Below are 23,429 nucleotides of genomic sequence, written 5' to 3' on the forward strand. Positions count from 1 at the left end.
CAAGGTAAGGATGGGAGAGAGATAGATGGCAGACGAATTCAAAAAAATGCTAGATGACAAAGAAAAGGTACAGCTTACGATCGCCGCCGTTGTCATGCTCGGAGGCCTGGTCGTTTTGTTAAAAAGCGTTGCAACGGGTCAGGCAATGGGCCAAAAATGGCTAGAAAGTAAAGGGAATGTAGACACAGATCTGTATGTTGAAACGGTAAAAAGCTACATACACCTGTATCAAATTGTGGGTGGCGTCATGTTTGGAGGAGGCCTTCTCACGTTACTGCGTGCTAAGCTAAAGAAATAAAGCGGCAGCAAAATAAAAGATCATAGTCCAAAAGAAGTGTCATATCTTTTTAATAACTTAAAAAATAGTGAAAAGGAGTTATGTATGAATAATGAAGAAAATACACCGGCTTATCATCTGTTTATGATGATAGGAGCGCTTGCTATGCTGATTTTTGGTGTTGTCGGTTTCTTTATTCAGTATCCTGCTACGTTAAGTTTTGTGATGTGCATTGGCGGAAGCATCATATTTTTGCTGCATTTATTTGAATATATGAAACCTAAAAATGAACTATAGCATCTTCAAACGAGGAAATCTAGAAGCAAAGGAAGATGAGAAATGCAGAAACATCGTACGTACGAAACACTAGTTGATCTTTATCAAAAAAGCGCAAAAATTCATTATGAAATCGATTATCGAGATAAAAAATCTGTAAAAAAAGGAAACCGAGCTGCAGAAGATATGAAAAAAATTGCGCAGCTCATTCATTTATACTATCCAGGCATGCTCTTTGAATTTTCAACACTGCTGACGAATCCTACTTATCGAATTGACCTATGGGCTGCACATCATATTTTAGAAATTATGAGCTATTCACCAATGCTTGAGGACAACGCGCTTTCCGTCATTGAACGCTACGCCGACGAAAATGATTTTACGGCTTTAGGAAATCGCATGTGGTTAGGTCAGTGGAGAGAAAAACAGCGCTAAAACCCATATAGGCAAACAAGAATAACTAAAAGGAAGATAGATATATGAGTTTACGTACATTAAAGAATGGTATAGGCGTCACCATTCGAGAAGCAGAATCAAAAGACGCAGAGAAAATGATTGCTTTTTACAATCGAGTGGGAGGAGAAAGTGATTTTCTTTCATTTGGAGAAGGGGAGTTTCTTAGACCAGTTTCAGAGTATGAAGTGTTTTTAGCTTCTGTAAAACAAGAGCAAAACTCTCTTATAGTCGTGACTGAAAAAGAAGAGAAAATCATTAGTATTGCATCCATCACCTCGTCTCAAAACCCGCGTAATAAGCATGTGGGTACCCTTGGTATCGTGGTAGAGAATGCTTATAGCGGGCTAGGGCTAGGAAGACAGCTAATGATTGAGCTGATTGAATGGGCACGTATGAATAAACAAACAAAAAAAATCGAACTTGTAACGCGAGAAGATAATCAAAGAGCTATTTCTTTATACAAACAGCTAGGGTTTCAAACAGAAGGATTAAAAGAAAAAGACACCTATATAAATGGCGTCTACTACAATACAATGCTTATGGGTCTTCACTTATAAAAAGAGGCTGAGACAAAAGTATGTTAAGTGAATGAAAATCCGAACGATTCATCGTTCGGATTTTTCCATTGTGGTGATGAACGTAGGCTTCATATAATTGATGTAGTTATATCTCACTCTCTTTTGATTTATTGTTTTTTAGCATCAGCAAATGTACTCATCGCCTCGTTCATGAATTTCGCTAATCCTTTTCCGTAGCGATCGATGTTGGTTGTAAACCGCTCATCTTGTACATACATCTCTCCAAGACCTTTAAAGGCTTCTAACGAATACGTTCCAAAGTTCTCATTTAAAAATTGATACCATTGCTCAATGGCTTTTTGAGCTTCTGTAGAGGATGGTGACAGATCACGCAGAGAAGCTAAGTGAGTGTAGATACTTTCCCATTCGTTTGACATGCGCTGCTGTTCTTCATGTGAAAAGCTTTGTACTTTTTCATTCGCTTCATCTACGCGCTGATTTCCCCAGCGCTTCCGGGCTTCTTCTTCGTATGGGTTATGCGAAAAATCCAGCCCTTTAAACCGCTCTTTTTCGTTCATTTCAATCGCTCCTTTTTCATATTGAATCGTTTTATTAATGGTTGCAATTATTTGATCGAGCCGACTGCGTTTTTCAATCAGCATGTTTTTTTGCAGTATCAACGCTTCTGTGCGATTAAATGTTGGGTCTGTTATAATCTCGTGAATTTGTTTTAAAGGGAAGCCAAGTTCTTTAAAAAATAATATTTGCTGAAGCATATCAAGATTGGCCGGTGAATAAAGCCGGTAGCCGGATTCACTGACAGCATCAGGTTTTAATAGCCCGATTTCATCATAGTGATGCAGCGTGCGGACGCTGATTCCTACTAAGTCAGCCACTTCTTTTACTTTTCTGTTCATTCTTTCATCTCCCTTCTGAAATCTACTATAAAATATAACGCAGCGTAAGGGTCAATACTAAAAAAGAAATAATTGACTTTTAGTTTATATGCATTTATAGTTAATTAGCATTAACTATTTATAATATGAAATAAATAAGCAAGCCTGGAGGAATAGATGTGACAAAAAGCAATCAGTATCTTGGGGAGATTCGTTCATCGCTTCAAGTGCTATTTGAAAAAATGCAGCCCGAAATGATGGAGAGCCTAAATGAGCATGAGATGACTCCTACGCAATTATTTGTTCTTTCTTATTTAAAGAAAGTAGGGAGCAGTAAGGTTTCTCAAATTGCAGAGCTAATGGATGTAAAACCGAGCGCCGTGACTCTTTTAGTGGATCGTCTTGAACAGCACAATTTTGTGGTAAGAGAACACAATAAAGAAGACAGAAGAGTTGTTGACATTACCTTAACGGAGTTTGGGCATCGCAAACTTGAAGACGTGCTAAATGGTCGAAAAGCCATTATGGACCGCTACCTTTTGCATCTAACAGAAGAAGAGCTTTCCATGATGGCTTCTATTACGAAAAAGCTTGCAACATCAGCTGCTTCTTATAAAGATAAGCAGCAGTAACAAAAAAGAGGAGAGACACACGATGGAAAATCAAAAAAATTCAAAGCGCACGCTTTTATTAATTGGGTTAATTATTGCGATGTTCTTTTCTGCACTTGATGGAACCATTGTCGGAACAGCTATGCCAAGAATCGTAGGAGATCTTGGTGGTTTAAGCATGATGACATGGCTGACAACAGCCTATTTATTAACGTCAACAACGGTTGTTCCGATTGCAGGAAAGCTCGCTGATTTAGTAGGACGCAGAGTAATTTATGTTACAGGACTTATTATTTTTATGGTGGCTTCTGCTTTATGCGGGATGGCAAATAATATGACAGAGCTTATTTTATTCCGTGCATTACAAGGAATTGGCGGCGGCGTTATGATGCCGATGGCAATGATTGTAATCGGCGATTTATTTACAGGAAAAGCACGAGCAAAGTTTCAAGGAGTATTCGGAGGAATTTACGGTCTTGCTTCTGTCATCGGTCCGCAAATTGGCGGATGGATTGTTGATTCACTGAACTGGAAATGGGTGTTTTACATTAACTTGCCGGTAGGGATACTCGCTACCGTTTTTATTGCGCTCGGACTTCAAGGAAAAAAACATACAGGACCTGTTAAATTCGATGTAGCTGGTATGTTCACAATGGTTATCGGAGTAGTAAGCTTGCTTCTTGCCCTGAGTTTTGGAGGAAAAGACTACGACTGGAACTCTTGGCAGATTATTAGTTTGTTTGCACTTGCTATTGCTGGGATTATAAGCTTTATTATTGTGGAAACCAAAGCTAAAGAACCAATTCTTCCGATGTATTTATTTAAGAACCGAACGTTTACGCTTTTAAACATCATTGGCTTTTTTATGAGCATTGGCATGTTCGGAGCTATTACATTTGTTCCGTTCTTTATGCAAGGAATCGTTGGAGTAAGTGCCTCAGAATCAGGTACCATTATGACACCGATGATGATTTCAATGATTGTAACGAGTATTATTGGAGGTCAGCTTGTTTATAAAGTTGGTATCAAGCCTCAAATCGTTACGGGTATGCTCATTATGGCAGGAGGGTTCTTCTTGTTAACAACATTAGACCTTCATACTAGCAAGCTTGTTGCCACTTCTTATATGGCCATAATCGGTTTAGGAATGGGGCTTGTGATGCCAATTTTAACGCTTGCTCTTCAAGAAAGCTTTTCAAAAGAAGAGCTCGGTGTTGTTACATCATCAAGTCAATTTTTCCGTTCAATTGGAGGAACGTTCGGTATTACCATTTTAGGAGCGATAATGAACGCCAAATCAGGTACGCTTCTTACTGACAAACTCGTTCCATATTTAAACTCATTGCCTGCTCAAGCAAGCGCTTTTGCCGACGGGTTCAAAAAAGCGATTGATACGAATCCTGAAAGTGTGCTGCAGATGCTGTTTAGTCCTGAGGCGCTAAAGAGTATTCCAGCTGCGCTTTCAGACAGCATTGTGCCTATTTTGAAGACCTCGCTAATGAGCGCATTGCACAGCGTCTTTTTCATGGGCTTAGCTTTTATTATTTTAGGAGCGGTATGCACATTGTTCTTAAGACAGATCAAGCTTTCAAATAAAAAAGCCGAAGAAAAACCAGAAGAAGGCATTGCTGAAGTAGAGCCATCACATTAAAAAAAGCGCACAAATTTGTGCGCTTTTTTTCTATATTATTAGCTAGTTGTTTCATTAGGCTTGCGAAGAAAAGGGGATTGTTTAGACGTGTCATACGAAATTTGATCAAGCAAATACGATAAATATAAGTTCAGTTCAAACCGATCTTCCGACACAAAATCTGTAAGCGCTTGCTTATTATCTTTCCACATAGTAATTCCTCCTTAATTTTACATACTAATGAATGGATTTAATATCAGAAAGCAAAAGGGAAACAACGGCTTCATTTTCGTCTTTTACGGATAGAATTTGCTGATGGAGATTTAAGTTGTGCACGCGGCCTTTGCACGTTTGCAACGTTCCATCTTTATAGTAAGAAACAGTTATCGTCCCACTTTTCGTTAATTCTCGTAAAAACATTCAAGAAGCCTCCTTAAAAAAGATTACCTGATTTAAAAGCCAGTCCTTTCATTTGAGATGAGCAAAAGGGAACGGTATGTACTGCAGGCTTCCCTTTATATTCTTCAATGTGTATGAATAGATCGAATAAAAGGTTGCTAGCTTACCTATAAACTGTCCTAAATTTCAGAATATACTGTCTTTTACGTATAGTGTTTTTTAAAAGGATTAATGTTACATTTATTATGTAACATTCTGATGAGAAAGAAAACCTTTTCTACAAAACTTCTCTAAAAATTACAAAATATTCATATTCGTGTGAAGGATGTAGAATGAGCAGATATGGAAGTAACTGCATTTACAAAAAGACGTAACGACAGCTTCAATTATTAATGATCTTAATACTAGCTATCAATTATATGTATTTTACTAATTTATTCTTCTCCGATAAAATGCAGGTAGACGAATTTGATAAGAATTTTCTAATGATTTATATAATTAAATTTGATATAATCTATAGGAATAATAATGTATGAAGGGAAACATCATTGATTAATTAGACACAGGTATTACATGTTGTTGAAGATGATTCGTAAAAGCATACATATTTAAATTATATATTTTTGTGAGGTGGACAGTGTTGCAACTTAAGGTAGTAAACAGCCCTTTTAATCAAGAACAAGCAGATTTGCTTAATCGCCTTCTGCCGACATTAACAGAAGCACAAAAAATGTGGTTGAGTGGTTATTTAACAGCATCTCAATCTACGTCTGCCGAAGGAACGCCAGACGTTTCTACAGCAGCGCCTGCTCAAGCGGAGCAGACGATTTCAAAAGACGTAACGATTCTTTACGGATCACAGACAGGAAATGCTCAAGGACTTGCTGAAAATACAGGCAAAACGCTTGAAGCAAAAGGTTTTAATGTAACTGTATCTTCTATGAATGATTTCAAACCAAATAATTTAAAGAAACTTGAAAATTTATTAATTGTTGTAAGTACACATGGGGAAGGAGAGCCGCCTGATAACGCGCTATCTTTCCACGAATTTCTTCACGGCCGTCGAGCGCCAAAGCTTGAGAATTTCCGTTTTTCTGTCTTGTCGCTTGGAGACAGCTCATACGAATTTTTCTGTCAAACAGGGAAAGAATTTGATGTGCGCTTAGCAGAACTTGGCGGTGAAAGACTGTATCCGCGCGTTGACTGTGATTTAGATTTTGAAGAGCCCGCAAATAAATGGCTTAAAGGTGTTATTGACGGATTAAGCGAAGCGAAAGGACACAGCGCTTCGGCAGCTGTTCCGGCGGAAGCTCCTGCAGGAACTTCGCCGTACTCAAGAACAAATCCTTTTAAAGCAGAAGTGCTTGAGAACTTAAACTTGAACGGCCGCGGATCAAATAAAGAAACGCGACACTTAGAACTATCTCTAGAAGGTTCAGGGTTGACGTATGAACCAGGAGACAGTTTAGGTATTTATCCTGAAAATGATCCTGAGCTTGTTGATCTTCTTCTTAACGAATTCAAGTGGGATGCAAGTGAAAGTGTAACGGTTAATAAAGAAGGAGAAACGCGTCCTCTTAGAGAAGCGCTACTCTCTAATTTTGAAATTACCGTGTTAACAAAACCGCTTTTAAAGCAAGCAGCTGAGCTCACTGGAAACGATAAGTTAAAAGCGCTTGTAGAAAATCGCGAGGAATTAAAAGCATACACACAAGGCCGTGATGTGATTGACTTAGTTCGTGACTTCGGCCCATGGAACGTATCAGCACAAGAGTTTGTAGCCATTTTACGTAAAATGCCAGCGCGCCTTTACTCGATTGCAAGCAGCTTATCAGCAAACCCTGATGAAGTTCATCTAACAATCGGAGCGGTACGCTACGAAGCGCACGGACGCGAGCGTAAAGGTGTTTGTTCAGTCCTATGTTCAGAACGTTTGCAGCCAGGTGATACGATTCCTGTATACCTTCAAAGCAATAAAAACTTTAAGCTTCCTCAAAACCAAGAAACGCCGATTATTATGGTGGGACCTGGTACAGGTGTGGCTCCGTTCCGCTCATTTATGCAAGAGCGTGAAGAAACAGGAGCAAAAGGTAAGTCATGGATGTTCTTTGGAGATCAGCACTTTGTAACAGACTTCCTTTACCAAACAGAGTGGCAAAAGTGGTTAAAAGACGGCGTGCTAACGAAAATGGACGTGGCGTTTTCACGCGATACTGAAGAAAAAGTATACGTACAAAACCGTATGCGTGAACATAGTAAAGAATTATTCCAGTGGTTAGAAGAAGGCGCATCTTTTTATGTGTGCGGAGATAAAACAAATATGGCACGCGACGTGCACAACACGCTAGTTGAAATTGTTGAAACAGAAGGCAAGATGAGCCGCGAAGAGGCGGAAGCTTACCTTGCTGAAATGAAGAAACAAAAACGTTATCAGCGTGATGTATACTGAGGATTGAAAGGAGATTTTCAACATGGTAAACAAAATTTTAAAAGCGCCCGAAGGTCCTCCAAGTGACGTTGAGCGCATAAAAGATGAAAGTAATTATTTACGCGGTACATTAGGAGAAACAATGCTAGACCGCATCAGCTCAGGTATTTCTGAAGACGATAATCGTTTGATGAAGTTCCACGGAAGCTACTTACAAGATGATCGAGATCTTCGTAATGAACGTCAAAAACAAAAGCTAGAGCCAGCTTACCAATTCATGCTTCGCGTTCGTACGCCAGGCGGTGTTTCAACACCAGAACAGTGGCTAGTGATGGATGATTTAGCACAAAAATACGGAAATGGAACGTTAAAGCTGACAACTCGTCAGGCGTTCCAAATGCACGGAATTTTAAAGTGGAACATGAAGAAAACGATTCAAGAAATTCATGCTTCTTTATTAGACACAATTGCAGCTTGCGGAGATGTAAACCGTAACGTAATGTGCAATCCGAATCCATATCAGTCAGAAGTGCACGCTGAAGTATTTGAATGGTCAAAAAAATTAAGTGATTATTTATTGCCTCGTACAAGAGCGTACCACGAACTTTGGCTAGATGAAGAGAAAGTAATTAGCACACCGGAAGTGGAAGAAGAAGTGGAACCAATGTATGGTCCGCTCTATTTGCCAAGAAAGTTCAAAATTGGCATAGCTGTGCCACCTTCTAACGATATTGACGTGTATTCACAAGACCTTGGCTTTATTGCCATTTTAGAAGACGAGAAACTTGTTGGATTTAACGTAGCAATCGGTGGCGGTATGGGTATGACTCACGGAGATAAAGCCACGTATCCTCAGCTTGCAAAAGTGATTGGATTCTGTCGACCTGATCAAATTCTAGAAGTAGCGGAAAAAGTCATTACGATTCAACGTGATTATGGAAACCGCTCTGTGCGTAAAAACGCACGTTTTAAATACACGGTTGATCGTCTTGGATTAGAAACGGTAAAAGAAGAGCTTGAAAACCGTCTGGGCTGGAGCTTAGACGAAGCAAAATCTTATCACTTTGATCATAACGGAGACCGCTACGGCTGGGAAAAAGGTGTGAAAGGAAAATGGCACTTTACTCTTTTTGTTCAAGGTGGACGTATTGCTGACTTTGAAGACTATAAGCTTATGACGGGTCTTCGTGAAATTGCAAAAGTTCATAGCGGTGATTTCCGTTTAACGGCCAATCAAAATTTAATTATCGCGAACGTATCCACTCAAAAGAAAAAGCAAATTAGTGACTTGATTGAACAGTATGGATTAACAGACGGCAAGCATTATTCGGCTCTTCGCCGCAACTCATTAGCTTGCGTATCGCTGCCGACTTGCGGGCTTGCGATGGCAGAAGCTGAGCGTTATCTTCCAGTTCTTCTTGAGAAAATTGAAGCAATTGTAGATGAAAACGGTCTTCGTGATAAAGAAATCACGATTCGTATGACGGGCTGTCCTAACGGCTGTGCACGTCCTGCTTTAGGTGAAATTGCTTTTATTGGTAAAGCTCCGGGTAAATACAATATGTACCTTGGAGCAGCATTTGACGGCAGCCGTTTAAGCAAAATGTACCGTGAAAATATCAGTGAAGAAGAAATTTTAAATGAACTGCGCGTCTTACTTCCTCGCTATGCAAAAGAAAGAGAAGAAGGCGAGCACTTTGGTGACTTTGTCATCCGCGCTGGAGTAATTGAAGCTGTAACAGACGGCACGAATTTCCACGCATAATACGTATGAAGGGACTTTTCTAACTTACAGAAAAGTCCCTTTTTCTATTTTAATATTCTCTAACAAATACAGCTACTCCAAATACCCCTAATCTTTCAGCAGTAATTTGTTCAAAGCCGTTGTCAAGTAAACAATGAGCTGCAGTGCGGTAGCGCTTGCCTTGAGCTAATGAGCCTCCGCAAGGATTTGCGCGGCCAATTACCGTTGCTTCTACGATGGTACGAGGAGCTTGTCTATCCAATGGATTTCGCTCCCAAAGAATTGTCACCACATCCGGAGGACGCGGAATAGATACATTACCTGTGTGTTCATGCATAGCCATCACCTCCTTACCCTATAGTAAATGTAAAAAACGCCAAACTGCTTGTACACATGCTGATTTTTATTAAAAAAGGCGTTCAACTATGCCTAACTTAACTAATTTCATAGCAATAAGGTGATGAATAGAAACGGCTGGTAGAAAAAAAGAATGCTATAATGTAAAAGAAAGGAATTTTTATCAAGGAGGGAGAAACATGCACCAAAAACGAGTAGCGGTTATTACAGGGGGAGCAAGCGGAATTGGCAAAGAAACTGCCTTAAAGTTTGCGCAAAAAGGAGACGCGGTGGTCATTGCTGATTATGATGCAAGAAAAGGAAAAGAGCTTCTTCAAAAAATTGAAGAAGCTGGAGGCCACGCTTTATTTGTACAAACGGACGTCACCAAGTTTGAAGAAGTGGACGCACTGATTGAGGAAACGGTGAACAAATTTGGACGAATTGATGTGATGTTTAACAATGCAGGGATTGGACGCCCTACATCTATTTTAGATCAAGACCTAGAAGAATATCACCGTATTATTAATGTGAATCAGCACGGCGTTACATATGGGATTATGGCAGCAGGCAGGAAAATGAGAGAGTTAGGTATTAAAGGCGTCATTATTAATACGGCATCTATTTTTAGCTTCTTAGCTTCACCCGGTACCTATGCTTATCACGCAACAAAAGGAGCTGTTGTGATGATGACAAAGTCAGCTGCGCTAGATCTCGCTAAATACGGTATTCGCGTCGTCGCCGTTGCGCCAGGGTTTGTTGATACGCCTATTATTCAAGGCTATAAAGACAACGGTATGATTGAAGGAATGAAAGCGAAAACGATGAGCAGAGAGCTCACTACACCAAAACAAATTGCAGATATGGTTTATTTGCTTTCTTTAGAAGAAGCGGGAGCTGTAAACGGCAGCGTCATCATGGCTGATGATGGGTATGCGGCATTTAAATAAAATAAAAAAAGGATTCTTTTTAAGAAAAGAATCCTTTTTTTATTATGTAGGAGGCAGGGAGCTATAAACAAACGTATCGTGAGCTTTTCCGTTTTGATACATATAGTTTTTTAACACTCCTTCTTGTTGAAACCCGAGTTTTTCAAGCACGTGCTGAGATGCCTTGTTTTCAAGAAACACAACAGCTCCAATTCGCCCTAACTGAAGGATATCAAATCCATAAGCCATAACAGCCGAAGCTGCTTCCGAAGCATAGCCGTGCCCCCAGTACTTAGGGTGTAGCTCATAGCCAATTTCCGCCCGCTTATGCTTTTGGTTCCACTGATTCAATCCAACTGTCCCGATTAGTTCCCCCGTATCGAGCCGTTCGATTCCCCAGCGCAAACCTTTTTGATTTCTGTAGTTTTCAGCAAAAATATCAATCAGCACCAAAGCTTCTTGGAAAGTTGTGAATTTTTCTTGCCCGTAATATTTGATAACTTCTTCCTGAGAGAAGCAGTCGAAAATAGTATCTGCATCCGCTTCTGTTATTTCACGCAGTGTAGTGCGAGGTGTACGAAGAATAGGAAACATACGTTTCTCCTTTCTATTTTATATAGAAAGATTTCGTCAGCTCAGAGAAAATACCTTTTATTTTTCTGTTATAAATTAAGTAGAAATATGAGCTAAACGACTAAGAAAAACATAAGAACAGCTTCTAAATAACGCAAACATTTGTTACGTACTAGCACTAAAAACAGTATACTAAAAAAACAAATAGGACTAGCTGCACGTTTAGCAGCTAGCTTTCCCATTTGCAAGAACCTATTTTTTCGTTAACTGATTGCGATCTTCAATTTGAGGAGGCTCTTCAAGCCATCCGTTTTGAATCATAATTTTTCCACCTTCTTTTGCAAAAAAGTAAATGTCTTTAGCCAGCTGCAACATTTTGAGCGGCAAATCACTTCTTAAGCTAAAAGCACCCCCTAAAGCATTGCTTCCTAGGCCAAAGGTGCTTAGAAGACTGGTGTTGTACATCATTAATTTATCTGAAAAAGGAGAAACAGTTGAGCTTGTTGCTTTTCCGGCATGGGTAGCAGGAGGCTCTATATAGCTATGACGTAAAATATCTCCGAGTTCTGTTTCAATTTTTTTTGATAGCTTCATCCCGCTGACAAAATGCTGCTGTGCCTCTTTGTTGCCAGCTGCTTGAGCAAAGCCAATCATCAGCTGCATTCCGACAAGGTTTGTATCAACGGCATGTTGAATAAGCGACACTTCAATTGTATTAAGAGATCTTTTTTCACTAAGCCAACTTAGCCCACCGATATAATTTTGTTCGTGGACAAACCGAACTTCTTTTGGCATCGAAACGTAAGGAGGCTTTGCAATGACGCCGGTTTCTAATAATATCTGAGTGGATTGATTGTATATGTTCTGCGATTCTGATGTTGCATTTACAAAAAAACTCCGTATATCTTCCCGGTAGGACATCGTTGAATGCAAAGCAAATAGGCCTGTTTCAATCTGAGACATTAAGCGTACGTACATGATTTCAAACATGGAGTCGAACAGTTTCGGCACTCCTAGGTTTACATCATGTTTAGTAAATCCTAAAGGAATAACCGCACCTTCGTTCTCTAAAATTTCTTTGATTTGCTCTGTAATATTTAATGAGCGGCTATAATACAGCTCAAAAAGCTCTTTATGATCTTCTTTACCTTCAAGACAATATTCTAAAAACCTCGAAATCATCGTTTTTTCTTGATAAGTCATCCATAAGTTAGCGAGCTCCGAGGACGTGAGCGGCGGAAGTTTTGATGTGCTCATTGTACACATTCCTCCTGAAAATAGTGATATGTAAATATGTATAGCTTCCTTAGTATTTCTTTTATTTATAGGAATATTCTTCTTTTTACTTTACTGAAAAAGATTCATTAGCTGTTATTATAGTAAGATAGTTGAAGGAAATAAAACTTACCAACAAGTCAGTTGTATGATAACTGATATGAATAAAACTAAGTTTTTCTATTACTTTAAATAATTTGACAATTGGTGTTATTCTTACTATTATGGAAACATAAGTTTTACATATATTTCTAGAGTTCAGCAACACATTCTAGCAGCACTATAAGTAAGGAGCTTACGATGAAGCACATTGTCCAAGCAACAGATCATCCTAGAACGAAAGAGACGTTAAAAGAAGATTTACGCAGGTTAGGCATCACACAAGGGATGACTATCATGGTTCATTCTTCACTATCTTCATTAGGGTGGGTAAACGGAGGTTCAGTAGCCGTTGTTCAAGCTTTAATGGAGACAGTGACAGAGGAAGGAACGATCGTTATGCCGTCACAGTCGGTCGATCTTTCGGATCCATCAGAATGGGGCAATCCGGCTGTGCCAAAAGAGTGGTGGGAAAATATTCGGGAAACGATGCCTGCATATGATCCAGCCCACACGCCAACAAGCGGGATGGGACAAATCGTGGAAACTTTTCGAACATATCCTGGCGTAAGAAGAAGCAGCCATCCAATGTATTCATTCGCCGCTTGGGGAAAGGACAGCGAAGACATCTTAAGAGATCATCCCCTTGAATTTAGTTTAGGCGAAAATTCTCCTCTTGAAAGGCTTTACAAAAAACATGCCTTTGTTTTATTATTAGGTGTCGGGTTTGGGAATAATACTTCTTTTCATCTAGCAGAATATCGGATTCCATATCGAAATGTGATTCAAAAAGGATCTCCAGTTATAGATTCAGGAAAGCGAGTATGGAAGACGTATAAAGAATTAGAGTTTCGAGAAGGGCTGTTTGAAGAGATAGGTGAAGCGTTTATTGAAGCAAAAGGAATAAAAGCTGAAAAAATTGGTTCAGCACGTGCATACTTCTTTTCAATGCCTAAAGCCGTCGATTTTGCTGAAACGTATTTGAAAGCGCTATAGTGAACGGTTGTATATTTTCTAAGTTGTCTGTATATCAGACAACTTGAAGTGAGACAAACAAGAGTTGCCGACACGTCTAGACTTTATATTAACAAAGCGCAGCAGTGGTTTAAGCAAGATAGTTTACTTTTTATGTTTCTTGTTTCATAATGGCACTTGTCTGTGAATTTATTCAGTCAGGTTGTCTTACAATTATGGAGATAAAAAGCAAGTGTTAAATAAATTCATTAAAAAATTTAAATGTATAGAAAAAAAGGAGAGAATACAATTATGTCACTACGTGATCAAGCACTACATATGCATCAAGAAAAACAAGGTAAGTTAGAAGTTAAATCAAAAGTTGAAGTTCAAAACGCTCAAGATTTAAGCTTAGCTTACTCTCCGGGAGTAGCAGAACCTTGTAAAGAAATTCATGAACATCCAGAAACGGTGTATGATTACACAATGAAAGGAAACATGGTCGGCGTTGTGACAAATGGTACTGCTGTTCTTGGTCTTGGAAACATCGGACCTGCGGCTTCACTTCCCGTTATGGAAGGAAAAGCAATTTTATTTAAAAGCTTTGCAGGCGTAGATGCATTCCCAATTGCACTTGATACAACAGATACAGATAAAATTGTTGAAACTGTGAAATTAATGGCTCATACATTCGGAGGCATTAACTTAGAAGATATCGCAGCTCCACAGTGCTTTGAAATTGAAGAGCGCCTGAAAAAAGAAGTAGATATTCCTGTGTTCCATGATGATCAGCACGGTACAGCAATCGTAACGGTAGCAGGACTTGTAAATGCATTAAAAATTGTAAACAAATCAATGGAAGACTTAAAAATCGTCTTAAACGGAGCAGGAGCTGCCGGCATTGCTATTACAAAACTTCTTTATTCTTACGGCGTACGTGACATGATCATGTGTGATACAAGAGGTGCTATTTATGAAGGCCGCCCTCAAGGTATGAACAAAGTGAAAGCTGAAGTGGCTTCTTATACAAATGTAAACAAAGAAAGCGGTACGCTAAGCGATGTAATTAAAGGCGCAGATGTATTTATCGGCGTATCTGCAGCAGATGCATTATCTCAAGAGATGGTTAAATCAATGAATGAAGATGCAATTATCTTTGCGATGGCAAATCCTAATCCCGAAATCAAGCCAGACGCTGCAAAAGAAGCAGGAGCGGCTGTTATTGGAACAGGTCGTTCAGACTTCCCTAACCAAGTAAATAACGTTCTTGCATTCCCTGGAATTTTCCGCGGTGCGTTAGACGTTCGCGCTACTCATATTAACGAAGAAATGAAAAAAGCTGCTGTTGAAGCAATTGCAGCCCTTATTACAGAAGAAGAGCTAAACGCAGATTACGTGATCCCTGGACCATTTGATCCTCGCGTAGCGCCAGCTGTAGCAGAGTCTGTAGCAAAAGCAGCAATGGATTCAGGCGTTGCCCGTATTACAATTGATCCAGCACGTGTAAAAACACATACAGAACAATTAACAAAAATCGAAAACTAATATAATAACAGATAGAAAATCCCTTTGAAACGCTGTTTCAAAGGGATTTTAGGTTAAAGACCTGCTGTAACCCCAGTGAAATCTAAACGTAACACCATTTCATCTCCTATATGATGTACAATAAAGAGAAAAGAACCCAGGTTTTGTATCATAAAGGGAGGAACCAAGATGTACACCGTATTTTCAACATTTAATGTACCGGATGAAAAAGCTGAAGAAGTGATTGGAATTTATAAAAATCGTTCAAAATCAGTCGACGAGGCTCCAGGATTTGTAGACTTTCTACTTCTTCAAAACGATAAGCGAGCAGGGGAGCTCACCGTTCAGCTTACATTTGATACGAAAGAGAATTATTTAAGCTGGGTACGAAGCGAAGATTTCAAGCGTATTCATGATTTAGAGAAAAAGTACCCTGATCAAGAACTGGCAGCCGTCATCCCAAAAGTTTCTCAGTACAAAGTGGTGGCACGATGAGTTCACTTCCCGTTAATAAGATCGTCGAAAGAGTAACGGAGAAAATCTACGAGTTAGAACCTTCTTTGCTCGAAAAATTCGGAGAGCGCGGCAAAGAAAGATGCCATGAAGATAATCATTATCATATGAAGTATCTCGAGACAACATATAAGTTAGACAATCTACAAATTTTTACGGACTATGCCTTATGGTTAAACAATTTACTCACAAGCCGAGGCATGAAAACACAGCATATTATTGATAATTTTAATTTTATACAAGAAGCGCTGTTTGAACTAGATAATTACGGTGATAAACAAGTACAGGCGTATGTGACTTACTTAGAAGAAGCGAATCATATATTGAAGCAACAGCAGCTTTAAAAAGAAGCTAGGACCAAAGTGTTTTAGTTGAAAGAAAATCCGAACGCGTTTGATTCTTGATAAAGAATTCAACCCGTTCGGATTTTTTCATTGGTAGGGTGAACGTAGGTTTCCTGGATGTCGTTATGTTTCATTTTTTGTTTTACGTATGTATAAAGGTGGAAATAAAAAAGAAAAAGGAGAATACATATGCAAAAACAGCTAACAAAAGGAATCCTGTCCTTAGTCACTCTCTGTATGATTGGAAGTGGGGCAGCCTGTTCAGGTGAACCAGCTAACAAGATAAAATCAGACAATCATAAAGCAGAGGAAAAAGCAATTGAAGACCGTCAAGAATTGACAAAACTACAGCAGTATTCCAATGACCCAGACATTAAAAAGGGGAAAGAAGAAGATTTTGATTTGATCGGTACGTTAAAAAAAGACGCTGAAAAAGAAATGACGCTGAATATTGATGATCAACTTGTTAAAGTACCAAAGAGCTCTGGGATGGAAGTGGAAGGCTCACAGCTAAAAAATATGCTTAATAAAGAAGTAGAAGCTGAGATTGACGCAGCTACACAAGAAGCAATTAGTATTGAATTAACTCCAAAAGCAAAAGCAGATAAAGATGGCGTGTACGAACAAGATGGAAACGAACGTAAAGTTGTGGGTATTTTTATAGAAGAAAGTAACAAAAATCTAACGGTAAAAGTTCCAAACGGCAAAAAAACGTATCAAAAAAGCACTGACTTTGAAAAAGAAGAAAAAGGCAGTTTAAAAGAAAAGACGGTATACCTTGAAATCAACTCAGCTAACGAAGTAGAAAGTATAGAAAAAGAAGACCGTGAATAAATAAAGCTACAGTTCTTCTTTCCCTCCTTGCTCTCTTGACTTTTTGAACTGTGTCACTTAACGTTACAGTAGAGAAAGAAAAAAGGTGGTTTATGGAAGATGAACAGTGAATTTACCATTGCCGTGCACAGCTTAGTGTTCCTAGCAAATTTACCAGATCACCGGGCAAGCAGTGAATCGATTGCTTATAACATCTGTACCAATCCTGCACGGGTTCGGAAAACAATGAGTACACTCAGAAAAAACAACTTGGTTCGGACAAAAGAAGGGCTAGGCGGCGGTTATACTTTAGGCTGCAGCCCTGCTGAAATAAGTCTTGGGCTGATTTACCGAGTTATATCGACAGGAACGTTGAAGCCTCACTGGTGCAGCGGCGACCCTGACGCTGACTGTATTGTGAAATCAAACATTCAAACAGTGATGGACGACATTTTCACGGAAAGTGAGCAAAGCGTAATCAGGCATCTAGATCAAATTACGATCGAAGACGTGCTGAAAAAAGTTAGAACTGCTCACTAAGAAGCACCTTGCTTATGCAAGGTGCTTTTGTTATGACTCTTTAGAAGCTGCTGTTTCATTCACTGCTGCTTTTAAGTCGTCATTTACTTTTCTTCCATTCTCTAAATACTCTGTTTTGAAGCCGCTTTTTAAAGCCCATGTGTAGAAGAGAAGAGAAACAACAACAATAATTCCCATATCCCATCCATATTTAATAACATTAAGGCCTCCAAACTTTTCGCTTCCAAGCCATGAGATAGTCATCATACAAAGTAAGTATACAACCATCCATACGCCGCCTTTGAAGTTCTGTCGAAAGCCTTTCCATTTAGCCTTTGCTTGATAATAAAAATAAATAGGAAGGCCGATTAAAATAATAAACAAAACTTGTCCAGTTAGCGGCCAGCGCGCCCAATATAAGGTTAAAGAAGCAAAAATAAAACCAAGCGGCGCAATGATGCTTAATCCTTTTAAGCGAAGGGGACGATATAAATCGCTGCCAGTTCGTCTTAGCGTCATAACCGTAACAGGACCTGTAATGTAAGAGATAAGCGTAGCAACCGAAATAATTTCAGCAAGCACGCCCCAGCCCCGAAATAAAAACAAAAAGATAAGAGCAACAGCTAAGTTAAAAAACATAGCCTGACGCGGAACACCATAAATCGGATGAAGGCGTCCTAGAACACTTGGCAAATATTTATTTTGTTCCATACCATAAATCATTCGAGCAGTAGTAGCTGTATACGTAATACCCGTTCCAGATGGTGAAACAAACGCATCTGCATACAGGACAATGACAAGCCAGTTAATGTTAAGCGCAATGGCTAAATCTGCAAACGGAGAGTTAAAGTTTAAATGACTCCATCCCTTCGCAATATCAGAAGGATTTACTGCCCCGATAAATGCAATTTGTAGAAGCAAATAAATGACTGTAGCAACTAAAATTGAGCCTACTACCGCAATCGGAATAGAGCGGCCCGGATTTTTCGCTTCTCCCGCCATATTAATAGGGCTTTGAAAACCGTTAAAAGCAAACACAATCCCAGACGTAGCAACTGCTGTAAGCACGCTAGCCCAGCCGTTTGGTGCGATGCTGCTTCCAGAAGTGAAGTTCTCGCCGTGAAAGCCTACAAACAAAAGTGCTCCGATTGTAAGTCCTGGTATAACAATTTTAAAAATAGTAATTAACGAGTTGGCTTTGGAAAATAGTCCAACTGTCCAATAATTCAGTAAAAAGTAAATAATCAATAGCACAGTAGCGATAGCTAACCCTTCGCCAGTTAACGTTCCTTTTTCTACGAGGTGGCTTGTCCACTGTGCCCACTTCCAAGGCCACGAACTCATATACTGTACAGAAGCTACTGCTTCGACTGGAATAACGGATACAATCGCAATCCAGTTTGCCCAAGCAGCAATAAAACCAATAAACGAGCCGTGTGAGTACTGCGTATACTTGACCATCCCGCCGGCTTCGGGAAACATGGATCCTAATTCACTGTAAGAAAGTGCAATAAATAAAATAACGACCATTCCAATGACCCATGATAAAATAGCAGCCGGCCCTGCAATTTGAGCTGCTCGCCACGCTCCAAATAACCAGCCGGAACCAATAATTGATCCAAGTCCCGTCATGGTTAACGCGAATGTTCCCATTCTTCGATGTAAATTGTTCATCTGACTAACACCTTTCATGTAAAATAAGTCTTTCGTTTAAACGTTGTTGCTTTATTATTATTATTCTGAAATCTTTAGCTGTCAACTTTTGTCGTTACATGCAGTTCTTAATACCTATTGATTTCCAGTTATGCAGGACAGCTATCCTCAACCTTTCTGTCATAGCAATTAAAGCGCTTTACTTTCTTTTTCATCCTACAAGAAACCCTACAGAAATAGATAAAAACCGACAAAAAGTTATCAAGTTCGTATCTTATGCACTAGCAATATGAAAAAATTAGGGGATAAGTGGTAGTTATATTCCCTAAAATTGTGAAGAGAAAACACACTTCATAATAAAGCCCCTTTTGAATAGCGGAATAAATACCTTCAAAAGGAGTAAGAATTGGCTTTTTGAGCCTTTATCTTTCTTGATGTTTATACTCGAGTAATTTTACGACGTTTTCTACATCATTTTCAGCAGAAAGGTCGTTGATATTCACTTTGTAAATAAGCGTATCCGTTGCAAAGAATTCATCTTCTCCCTCAGGTTTTACTTTCAAGTTTAAGATTTTTACCCGCACAATATGAGTGAACTTACCGCCTTTACCTGGCTGTATTTCACCCATTTGTATTCCGATATCATCTTTTTTAATCGGGCGAACTTTTACTTTTTTATGCTGTTTACCGTACACCTTCTCATAATGAGAAGTAATATCTTGATGTACCCAAGGTTCAAGAGATTGATAAATAAAATCTTTTACAACAGGCTGACTTACGTGTGATTCTATATTTTCTTCTGGTATATTTTCTTCTGCGGAAATGGAAAGCGTAAAACAAAAAAAGACAAATGCTGCTAAAAACAAAAATTTTCCCACGAAAAAACCCACCTTACCTGTTCGTTTATGTAGCTGATTTTCTAGATCTGCATCTTTATCTTTTGAACAAAGGCATGAAGGTATGCACAGTTTTTTGTGAAATTCACCTGATTAAAAATCAATTTCGTTTAAATAAAATATGTTCTAAATAATTGATTGAAAATTCAAACGAGGCTTACGTACAAAAATAGCCAAGTGCGCCTTTACATAGGGACACTTGGCTATTTTCATGAATATTTTATGCTGCTGTTTTCTTATTGCCTTTGAAAATAAAATAAAGAGCTAATAACATAAATGCTACACCAATCCAGCGGGATAGATCAAAGGGTACTTCTTTGCTTCCAAACCAGCCAAAATGGTCGATAATCATACTTGCAAATAACTGACCGATAACAGTTGAAATATTAGCTGCTGTTACGCCAATTTTAGGAACGGCTAAAACGGTTAGAAACAAATAAGATGCTCCGAATAAAGCGCAAGTAAGCTGCCATTTAGGGACATCAAAAACAGAGAGAATGTTTCCTTGTCCAAAGAAGACCACGACAATCGTTAAAATCATGGCACCTGTTGCAAAGGTTAAAAAAGCTGTTTCAAACGTACCTGTTTTTTTACTTAAAGTACCGTTAATAGAAGACTGAGCGCTTAGCGTTAATCCTCCTATTAAGGTAAGTATCACCATCAATAAACTCATTGTAAAACCCTCCTAGAAAATAAGTACAAGCGCAATTCCCATACATACAATAGCCATTACGCGTTCTTTGTTAATTTTAATTTTGCTGCTGCCAAGCCAACCAAAATGCTCAATGATCATGCTTGTAATCATTTGGCCCACAATAACCGCAACCATTGAAACGCCAATTCCGATAAAGGGGATACTAATCACTAGAATCGTTAAATAAACCGTACCTAATAATCCACCGGTTAAATTCCACTTAGGCGCTTTTAAGACGTAAGGTAAATCTCCCTTTCCAGCAAATAAAGTGGTCAGACCTAAAATGAGCGTTCCCATGATAAAAATATAATAACTGCTTTCAAGTTTTCCAACTGTTTTTCCGAGTTCTCCGGCAATGGCGCCTTCCATACTTAAAGCAGCGCCGCCTAAAACCGCAACTAAATAAACCAACAACTTCACGTTTATCACTCCAATATTTCTTTATATTTATATATCTAGAAAAATAGATATAATGAGTGAAAAAAACTCGTTAAAGTTTTTTTCGTAAGAATGAAGAAAGCTCTTGAAGCGTCTCTTCGTTTCGGCGATAGTATGTCCATTGACCGTGCCGAATTGACTCTAACAAACCTGCTTTTTGCATCATGGAAAGATAGCTGGATACTGTTGACTGAGACAGCTGAGCTTTTTCTTGAATATCTCCCACGCAAACACCGCCTCTGCTGCTGACCTCCTTAGGCAAATGTGCTTGTTTGTCTTTAAAATGCTTTTCAGGTTCTTTTAACCACTCTAATATATTTAATCGAGTTTCATTAGATAATGCTTTAAAGATATCAATAGGTTTCATACTTATTATTTTATTCGTCACAGCTCAGATGTCAAATGTTCAAGTTTGCATTTTATAGCTAAATAACTAGCAATGGGTTGAATTATAACAGCTGTGAACAAAAAGTCAACTTATAATAGGACATAAAGAAGAACGTTTTACCCAGCTATTTTTCTACTTATATAAGTAGAAAGCATCTTATTTTTGTGAGTAGAACAGATGACATATTCCTTATTTTTCAAGGAATAGTTTAGTAAAATAGAAAAAAGTGAATAACAAAAGAAGCTAGTCTATTTACTCAGGGGGAGGGCTGCATATGCAAGGGAAAACAAAACAAGTGCGCTTTCGTAATATGGTCGCGTATGGATTTGGGGATTTGTTTGGCGGAGGATCCTTTTTTATTATCGGCACATTGTTTATGGTGTTTTTAACGGATGTAGTCGGGCTTTCTCCTGTAGAAGCAGGAACGATTGTAGCTCTTGGAAAAGTGTGGGATGCTTTGTTAGATCCAACCATTGGGTACATATCTGATCATCTTCAGACAAAAAAAGGACGAAGAAGAGTCTTTTTTCTTTTTGGAATCATTCCAGTTGCCATCACGTTCAATATGCTGTGGATTCCTATTGAAGGCTCACATATGTTTAAATACACCTATTTTATTTTAGCCTATCTTTTATTTAACACGGCGTTTGGTATGGTGATGGTTCCTTACAACACGCTAGCAGCAGAAATGACGACAGATTATAGTATTCGTTCGAAAATGACGGGAATACGCATGGGCTTTTCACAAGGGGCTTCATTTTTAGGTGCTTTTTTCCCGAAACGAATCATTGATGCGTTTCCAGGTGGACAAGGATATTTAATCATGGGCATTATCTTTGGTCTTCTTTTTGCTCTTCCATGGATTTTTGTTTACAAAGGAACATGGGATAGTGGAGAAGTAGTGGAACGAAAAAAGAAAAACGGATTTTGGCTAGAATTTAAGCAGCTGTTTATCAGTTTTGGAAGTGCCTTTAAAAACAAGTCGTTTAACGTGTATCTTGCCATGTATTTAGCATCTTACATTGCCATGGATGTATTTAATGCTCTTTTCTTTTATTTTATTGCCTATTACATGCTGCGCGAAGCGATTTATGCAGATACCCTGAGCTTTGTGCAAATTACACAAGTGCTATTTATTCCTCTTGTTACGTACATAGCCATTAAGTTAGGAAATAAATTAACCTATAACTTCAGCATGGTCATTTGGGGAACGGGCATTATTTTATTCAGTTTCCTAACAACAGATAGCTCGTTAGTTCTTATTTACTTAGCGGCATTTTTTTTAGGAAGCGGTCATTCGGGAGCGATCATGATTCCATGGAATGTACTGCCGTTTGTATCAGATGTAGATGAGATGATTACGACAAAAAGACGAGAAGGCGTGTATGCAGGGCTGATGTCATTTATTCGAAAATCGTCTCAGGCGCTTGCGATTTTTCTTGTTGGTATTGCCTTAAAGAATATTGGCTATGTACCAAATGCCGAGCAGTCAGCGTCTACGCTAGCCGGCTTACAAAAGCTGTTCATGATTGTACCTGCTATTTTGATTCTCATGGGAATTATAGCAACCATATGGTTTAAAATAAGTCCGAAAAATCACAAAATTTTATTAGCTGAAATTGAAAGAAGAAAAAAGGGGGGCCCGGCGACCGCCGTTACTCCTGAAGCGAAAGCGGTTTGTGAAAGTTTAACGGGCTATAAATACGAACAGCTTTGGAAAGACGTAACCATTTCAAAAGAAATTCGAGATAAAACGGTTGTTTAGCCTTTAGATTCACGAAAAAAAGTAAAATTTTTAGCGCGGGGATTCGCTAATTATATCCAATAAGAAACTTCCTCTGACGTATTGCCTTTTAACAACAATAGAAATTCTCCTGCCTATCGACTCATTTTTTAGGTGAATTTTAGAAAGGAAGAATTTCTTGCCATCAAAGATGTGCAATTTGGCACGTCTTGATAGGGTGGATTGTACAATTTATAATGAAACTATAAACTAACCACAGGCGCTTTCAAGGCGCAGGTATAAATTAGAAAAAAGGAAGGTACAGTTTATGCCAATTCGATATGTTTGTCCACAATGCCAAGGAGCCGGTAAGAAATTTGGATTGATAAAGTGCAAAGTGTGCAACGGCGAAGGAAACATCATCATGTCTTCTAATGAGCCAGATCCAACTAAAAATAAAAAATTAAAATCATCTTCTAAACAAGATAAAGCAATGTAGGCTATTGCTAATAAAGGTATGTAT

General features: G+C 38.8%; 28 protein-coding genes. 17 read left to right on the forward strand and 11 right to left on the reverse strand.

Annotated features, from left to right (window positions below):
• The first annotated feature begins 25 nt into the window (after positions 1-25).
• From ACRPLQ_RS06980 to ACRPLQ_RS06995, 4 genes are all read left to right on the forward strand, one after another.
• Entirely contained in the window at positions 26-298 is a 273-nt protein-coding gene (locus tag ACRPLQ_RS06980) for a hypothetical protein (protein WP_432235829.1), read from the forward strand.
• 84 nt (positions 299-382) lie between these two features.
• Complete coding sequence (locus tag ACRPLQ_RS06985; protein ID WP_014459359.1) at positions 383-574, forward strand: hypothetical protein; 192 nt, start codon at positions 383-385, stop codon at positions 572-574.
• 42 nt (positions 575-616) lie between these two features.
• The gene (locus ACRPLQ_RS06990) at positions 617-988 is read left to right on the forward strand and encodes a hypothetical protein (RefSeq protein WP_013083874.1); all 372 of its coding nucleotides are present in this window, start codon (positions 617-619) and stop codon (positions 986-988) included.
• Positions 989-1,032: 44 nt separating this feature from the next.
• The gene (locus ACRPLQ_RS06995; RefSeq protein ID WP_048018958.1) at positions 1,033-1,566 is read left to right on the forward strand and encodes a GNAT family N-acetyltransferase; all 534 of its coding nucleotides are present in this window, start codon (positions 1,033-1,035) and stop codon (positions 1,564-1,566) included.
• Between the two features lie 128 nt (positions 1,567-1,694).
• Here the strand turns inward: ACRPLQ_RS06995 and ACRPLQ_RS07000 are convergent, their stop codons facing one another.
• Positions 1,695-2,444 (reverse strand): MerR family transcriptional regulator, encoded by a 750-nt coding sequence (locus ACRPLQ_RS07000; RefSeq protein WP_432235830.1) that lies wholly within the window; start codon positions 2,442-2,444, stop codon positions 1,695-1,697.
• 158 nt (positions 2,445-2,602) lie between these two features.
• Here ACRPLQ_RS07000 and ACRPLQ_RS07005 point away from each other — a divergent pair, with 158 nt between their 5' ends.
• Positions 2,603-3,055, forward strand: a complete 453-nt coding sequence (locus ACRPLQ_RS07005; RefSeq protein ID WP_013057798.1) for a MarR family winged helix-turn-helix transcriptional regulator — start codon at positions 2,603-2,605, stop codon at positions 3,053-3,055.
• Positions 3,056-3,077: 22 nt separating this feature from the next.
• Positions 3,078-4,685, forward strand: a complete 1,608-nt coding sequence (locus ACRPLQ_RS07010; protein ID WP_028414403.1) for an MDR family MFS transporter — start codon at positions 3,078-3,080, stop codon at positions 4,683-4,685.
• A 38-nt stretch (positions 4,686-4,723) separates the two neighbouring features.
• Here ACRPLQ_RS07010 and ACRPLQ_RS07015 read toward each other — a convergent pair whose 3' ends face one another.
• Both ACRPLQ_RS07015 and ACRPLQ_RS07020 read right to left on the reverse strand, forming a co-directional pair.
• Positions 4,724-4,876, reverse strand: coding sequence for a hypothetical protein (locus ACRPLQ_RS07015; RefSeq protein WP_168760996.1), 153 nt, complete (start codon positions 4,874-4,876; stop codon positions 4,724-4,726).
• A gap of 25 nt (positions 4,877-4,901) precedes the next feature.
• The gene (locus ACRPLQ_RS07020) at positions 4,902-5,084 is read right to left on the reverse strand and encodes a YolD-like family protein (RefSeq protein ID WP_013083869.1); all 183 of its coding nucleotides are present in this window, start codon (positions 5,082-5,084) and stop codon (positions 4,902-4,904) included.
• A 619-nt stretch (positions 5,085-5,703) separates the two neighbouring features.
• Here ACRPLQ_RS07020 and ACRPLQ_RS07025 point away from each other — a divergent pair.
• Both ACRPLQ_RS07025 and cysI read left to right on the forward strand, forming a co-directional pair.
• Positions 5,704-7,512, forward strand: coding sequence for an assimilatory sulfite reductase (NADPH) flavoprotein subunit (locus ACRPLQ_RS07025; RefSeq protein WP_063247325.1), 1,809 nt, complete (start codon positions 5,704-5,706; stop codon positions 7,510-7,512).
• Between the two features lie 22 nt (positions 7,513-7,534).
• Entirely contained in the window at positions 7,535-9,256 is a 1,722-nt protein-coding gene (cysI, locus tag ACRPLQ_RS07030) for an assimilatory sulfite reductase (NADPH) hemoprotein subunit (RefSeq protein WP_432235831.1), read from the forward strand.
• 49 nt (positions 9,257-9,305) lie between these two features.
• Here the strand turns inward: cysI and ACRPLQ_RS07035 are convergent, their stop codons facing one another.
• Positions 9,306-9,572, reverse strand: a complete 267-nt coding sequence (locus ACRPLQ_RS07035) for a hypothetical protein (protein WP_029714425.1) — start codon at positions 9,570-9,572, stop codon at positions 9,306-9,308.
• A gap of 199 nt (positions 9,573-9,771) precedes the next feature.
• On the opposite strand from ACRPLQ_RS07035, the gene ACRPLQ_RS07040 reads away from it, so the two are divergent.
• Positions 9,772-10,521: an SDR family NAD(P)-dependent oxidoreductase gene (locus ACRPLQ_RS07040; RefSeq protein ID WP_221814714.1), complete on the forward strand. Its 750-nt coding sequence runs from the start codon at positions 9,772-9,774 to the stop codon at positions 10,519-10,521.
• A gap of 42 nt (positions 10,522-10,563) precedes the next feature.
• Here the strand turns inward: ACRPLQ_RS07040 and ACRPLQ_RS07045 are convergent, their stop codons facing one another.
• Both ACRPLQ_RS07045 and ACRPLQ_RS07050 read right to left on the reverse strand, forming a co-directional pair.
• The gene (locus tag ACRPLQ_RS07045) at positions 10,564-11,094 is read right to left on the reverse strand and encodes a GNAT family N-acetyltransferase (protein ID WP_432235832.1); all 531 of its coding nucleotides are present in this window, start codon (positions 11,092-11,094) and stop codon (positions 10,564-10,566) included.
• A 231-nt stretch (positions 11,095-11,325) separates the two neighbouring features.
• Complete coding sequence (locus ACRPLQ_RS07050) at positions 11,326-12,330, reverse strand: DUF3231 family protein (RefSeq protein WP_034270240.1); 1,005 nt, start codon at positions 12,328-12,330, stop codon at positions 11,326-11,328.
• Positions 12,331-12,648: 318 nt separating this feature from the next.
• Here ACRPLQ_RS07050 and ACRPLQ_RS07055 point away from each other — a divergent pair, with 318 nt between their 5' ends.
• The 6 genes from ACRPLQ_RS07055 to ACRPLQ_RS07080 all read left to right on the forward strand — a co-directional run bounded on the left by ACRPLQ_RS07055 (position 12,649) and on the right by ACRPLQ_RS07080 (position 17,135).
• On the forward strand, positions 12,649-13,443 hold the full coding sequence (locus tag ACRPLQ_RS07055; RefSeq protein WP_430080210.1) for an aminoglycoside N(3)-acetyltransferase: 795 nt from the start codon (positions 12,649-12,651) through the stop codon (positions 13,441-13,443).
• Between the two features lie 270 nt (positions 13,444-13,713).
• Positions 13,714-14,946, forward strand: coding sequence for an NAD(P)-dependent malic enzyme (locus ACRPLQ_RS07060; RefSeq protein ID WP_014459372.1), 1,233 nt, complete (start codon positions 13,714-13,716; stop codon positions 14,944-14,946).
• A 168-nt stretch (positions 14,947-15,114) separates the two neighbouring features.
• The gene (locus tag ACRPLQ_RS07065; protein ID WP_013057785.1) at positions 15,115-15,420 is read left to right on the forward strand and encodes an antibiotic biosynthesis monooxygenase family protein; all 306 of its coding nucleotides are present in this window, start codon (positions 15,115-15,117) and stop codon (positions 15,418-15,420) included.
• On the forward strand, positions 15,417-15,782 hold the full coding sequence (locus ACRPLQ_RS07070) for a hypothetical protein (protein ID WP_025751140.1): 366 nt from the start codon (positions 15,417-15,419) through the stop codon (positions 15,780-15,782). The genes ACRPLQ_RS07065 and ACRPLQ_RS07070 overlap by 4 nt, the downstream gene beginning before the upstream one ends.
• Before the next feature lie 189 nt (positions 15,783-15,971).
• Positions 15,972-16,616 carry a hypothetical protein gene (locus ACRPLQ_RS07075; RefSeq protein WP_165636523.1) on the forward strand — a complete coding sequence of 215 codons (645 nt, stop codon included), beginning with the start codon at positions 15,972-15,974 and terminating at the stop codon, positions 16,614-16,616.
• Positions 16,617-16,715: 99 nt separating this feature from the next.
• A complete protein-coding gene (locus ACRPLQ_RS07080) occupies positions 16,716-17,135 on the forward strand; it encodes an Rrf2 family transcriptional regulator (RefSeq protein ID WP_028414393.1) in 420 nt (139 codons plus the stop codon).
• Between the two features lie 30 nt (positions 17,136-17,165).
• Here the strand turns inward: ACRPLQ_RS07080 and ACRPLQ_RS07085 are convergent, their stop codons facing one another.
• From ACRPLQ_RS07085 to ACRPLQ_RS07105, 5 genes are all read right to left on the reverse strand, one after another.
• On the reverse strand, positions 17,166-18,788 hold the full coding sequence (locus tag ACRPLQ_RS07085) for an APC family permease (protein ID WP_154973725.1): 1,623 nt from the start codon (positions 18,786-18,788) through the stop codon (positions 17,166-17,168).
• Between the two features lie 401 nt (positions 18,789-19,189).
• A complete protein-coding gene (locus ACRPLQ_RS07090) occupies positions 19,190-19,645 on the reverse strand; it encodes a hypothetical protein (protein ID WP_028414391.1) in 456 nt (151 codons plus the stop codon).
• Positions 19,646-19,883: 238 nt separating this feature from the next.
• On the reverse strand, positions 19,884-20,336 hold the full coding sequence (locus ACRPLQ_RS07095; protein WP_013057779.1) for a DMT family transporter: 453 nt from the start codon (positions 20,334-20,336) through the stop codon (positions 19,884-19,886).
• Between the two features lie 12 nt (positions 20,337-20,348).
• On the reverse strand, positions 20,349-20,777 hold the full coding sequence (locus ACRPLQ_RS07100) for a DMT family transporter (protein ID WP_028409192.1): 429 nt from the start codon (positions 20,775-20,777) through the stop codon (positions 20,349-20,351).
• A gap of 70 nt (positions 20,778-20,847) precedes the next feature.
• Complete coding sequence (locus ACRPLQ_RS07105; RefSeq protein ID WP_013083854.1) at positions 20,848-21,162, reverse strand: ArsR/SmtB family transcription factor; 315 nt, start codon at positions 21,160-21,162, stop codon at positions 20,848-20,850.
• Between the two features lie 295 nt (positions 21,163-21,457).
• Between ACRPLQ_RS07105 and ACRPLQ_RS07110 the strand changes: the two genes are divergently transcribed.
• Both ACRPLQ_RS07110 and ACRPLQ_RS07115 read left to right on the forward strand, forming a co-directional pair.
• The gene (locus ACRPLQ_RS07110; protein WP_432235833.1) at positions 21,458-22,948 is read left to right on the forward strand and encodes an MFS transporter; all 1,491 of its coding nucleotides are present in this window, start codon (positions 21,458-21,460) and stop codon (positions 22,946-22,948) included.
• Positions 22,949-23,234: 286 nt separating this feature from the next.
• The gene (locus ACRPLQ_RS07115) at positions 23,235-23,405 is read left to right on the forward strand and encodes a hypothetical protein (protein WP_013083852.1); all 171 of its coding nucleotides are present in this window, start codon (positions 23,235-23,237) and stop codon (positions 23,403-23,405) included.
• Positions 23,406-23,429 lie beyond the last annotated feature (24 nt).

Source organism: Priestia sp. TRN 1309 (genome assembly GCF_050846875.1).
Classification (GTDB): domain Bacteria; phylum Bacillota; class Bacilli; order Bacillales; family Bacillaceae_H; genus Priestia; species Priestia zanthoxyli.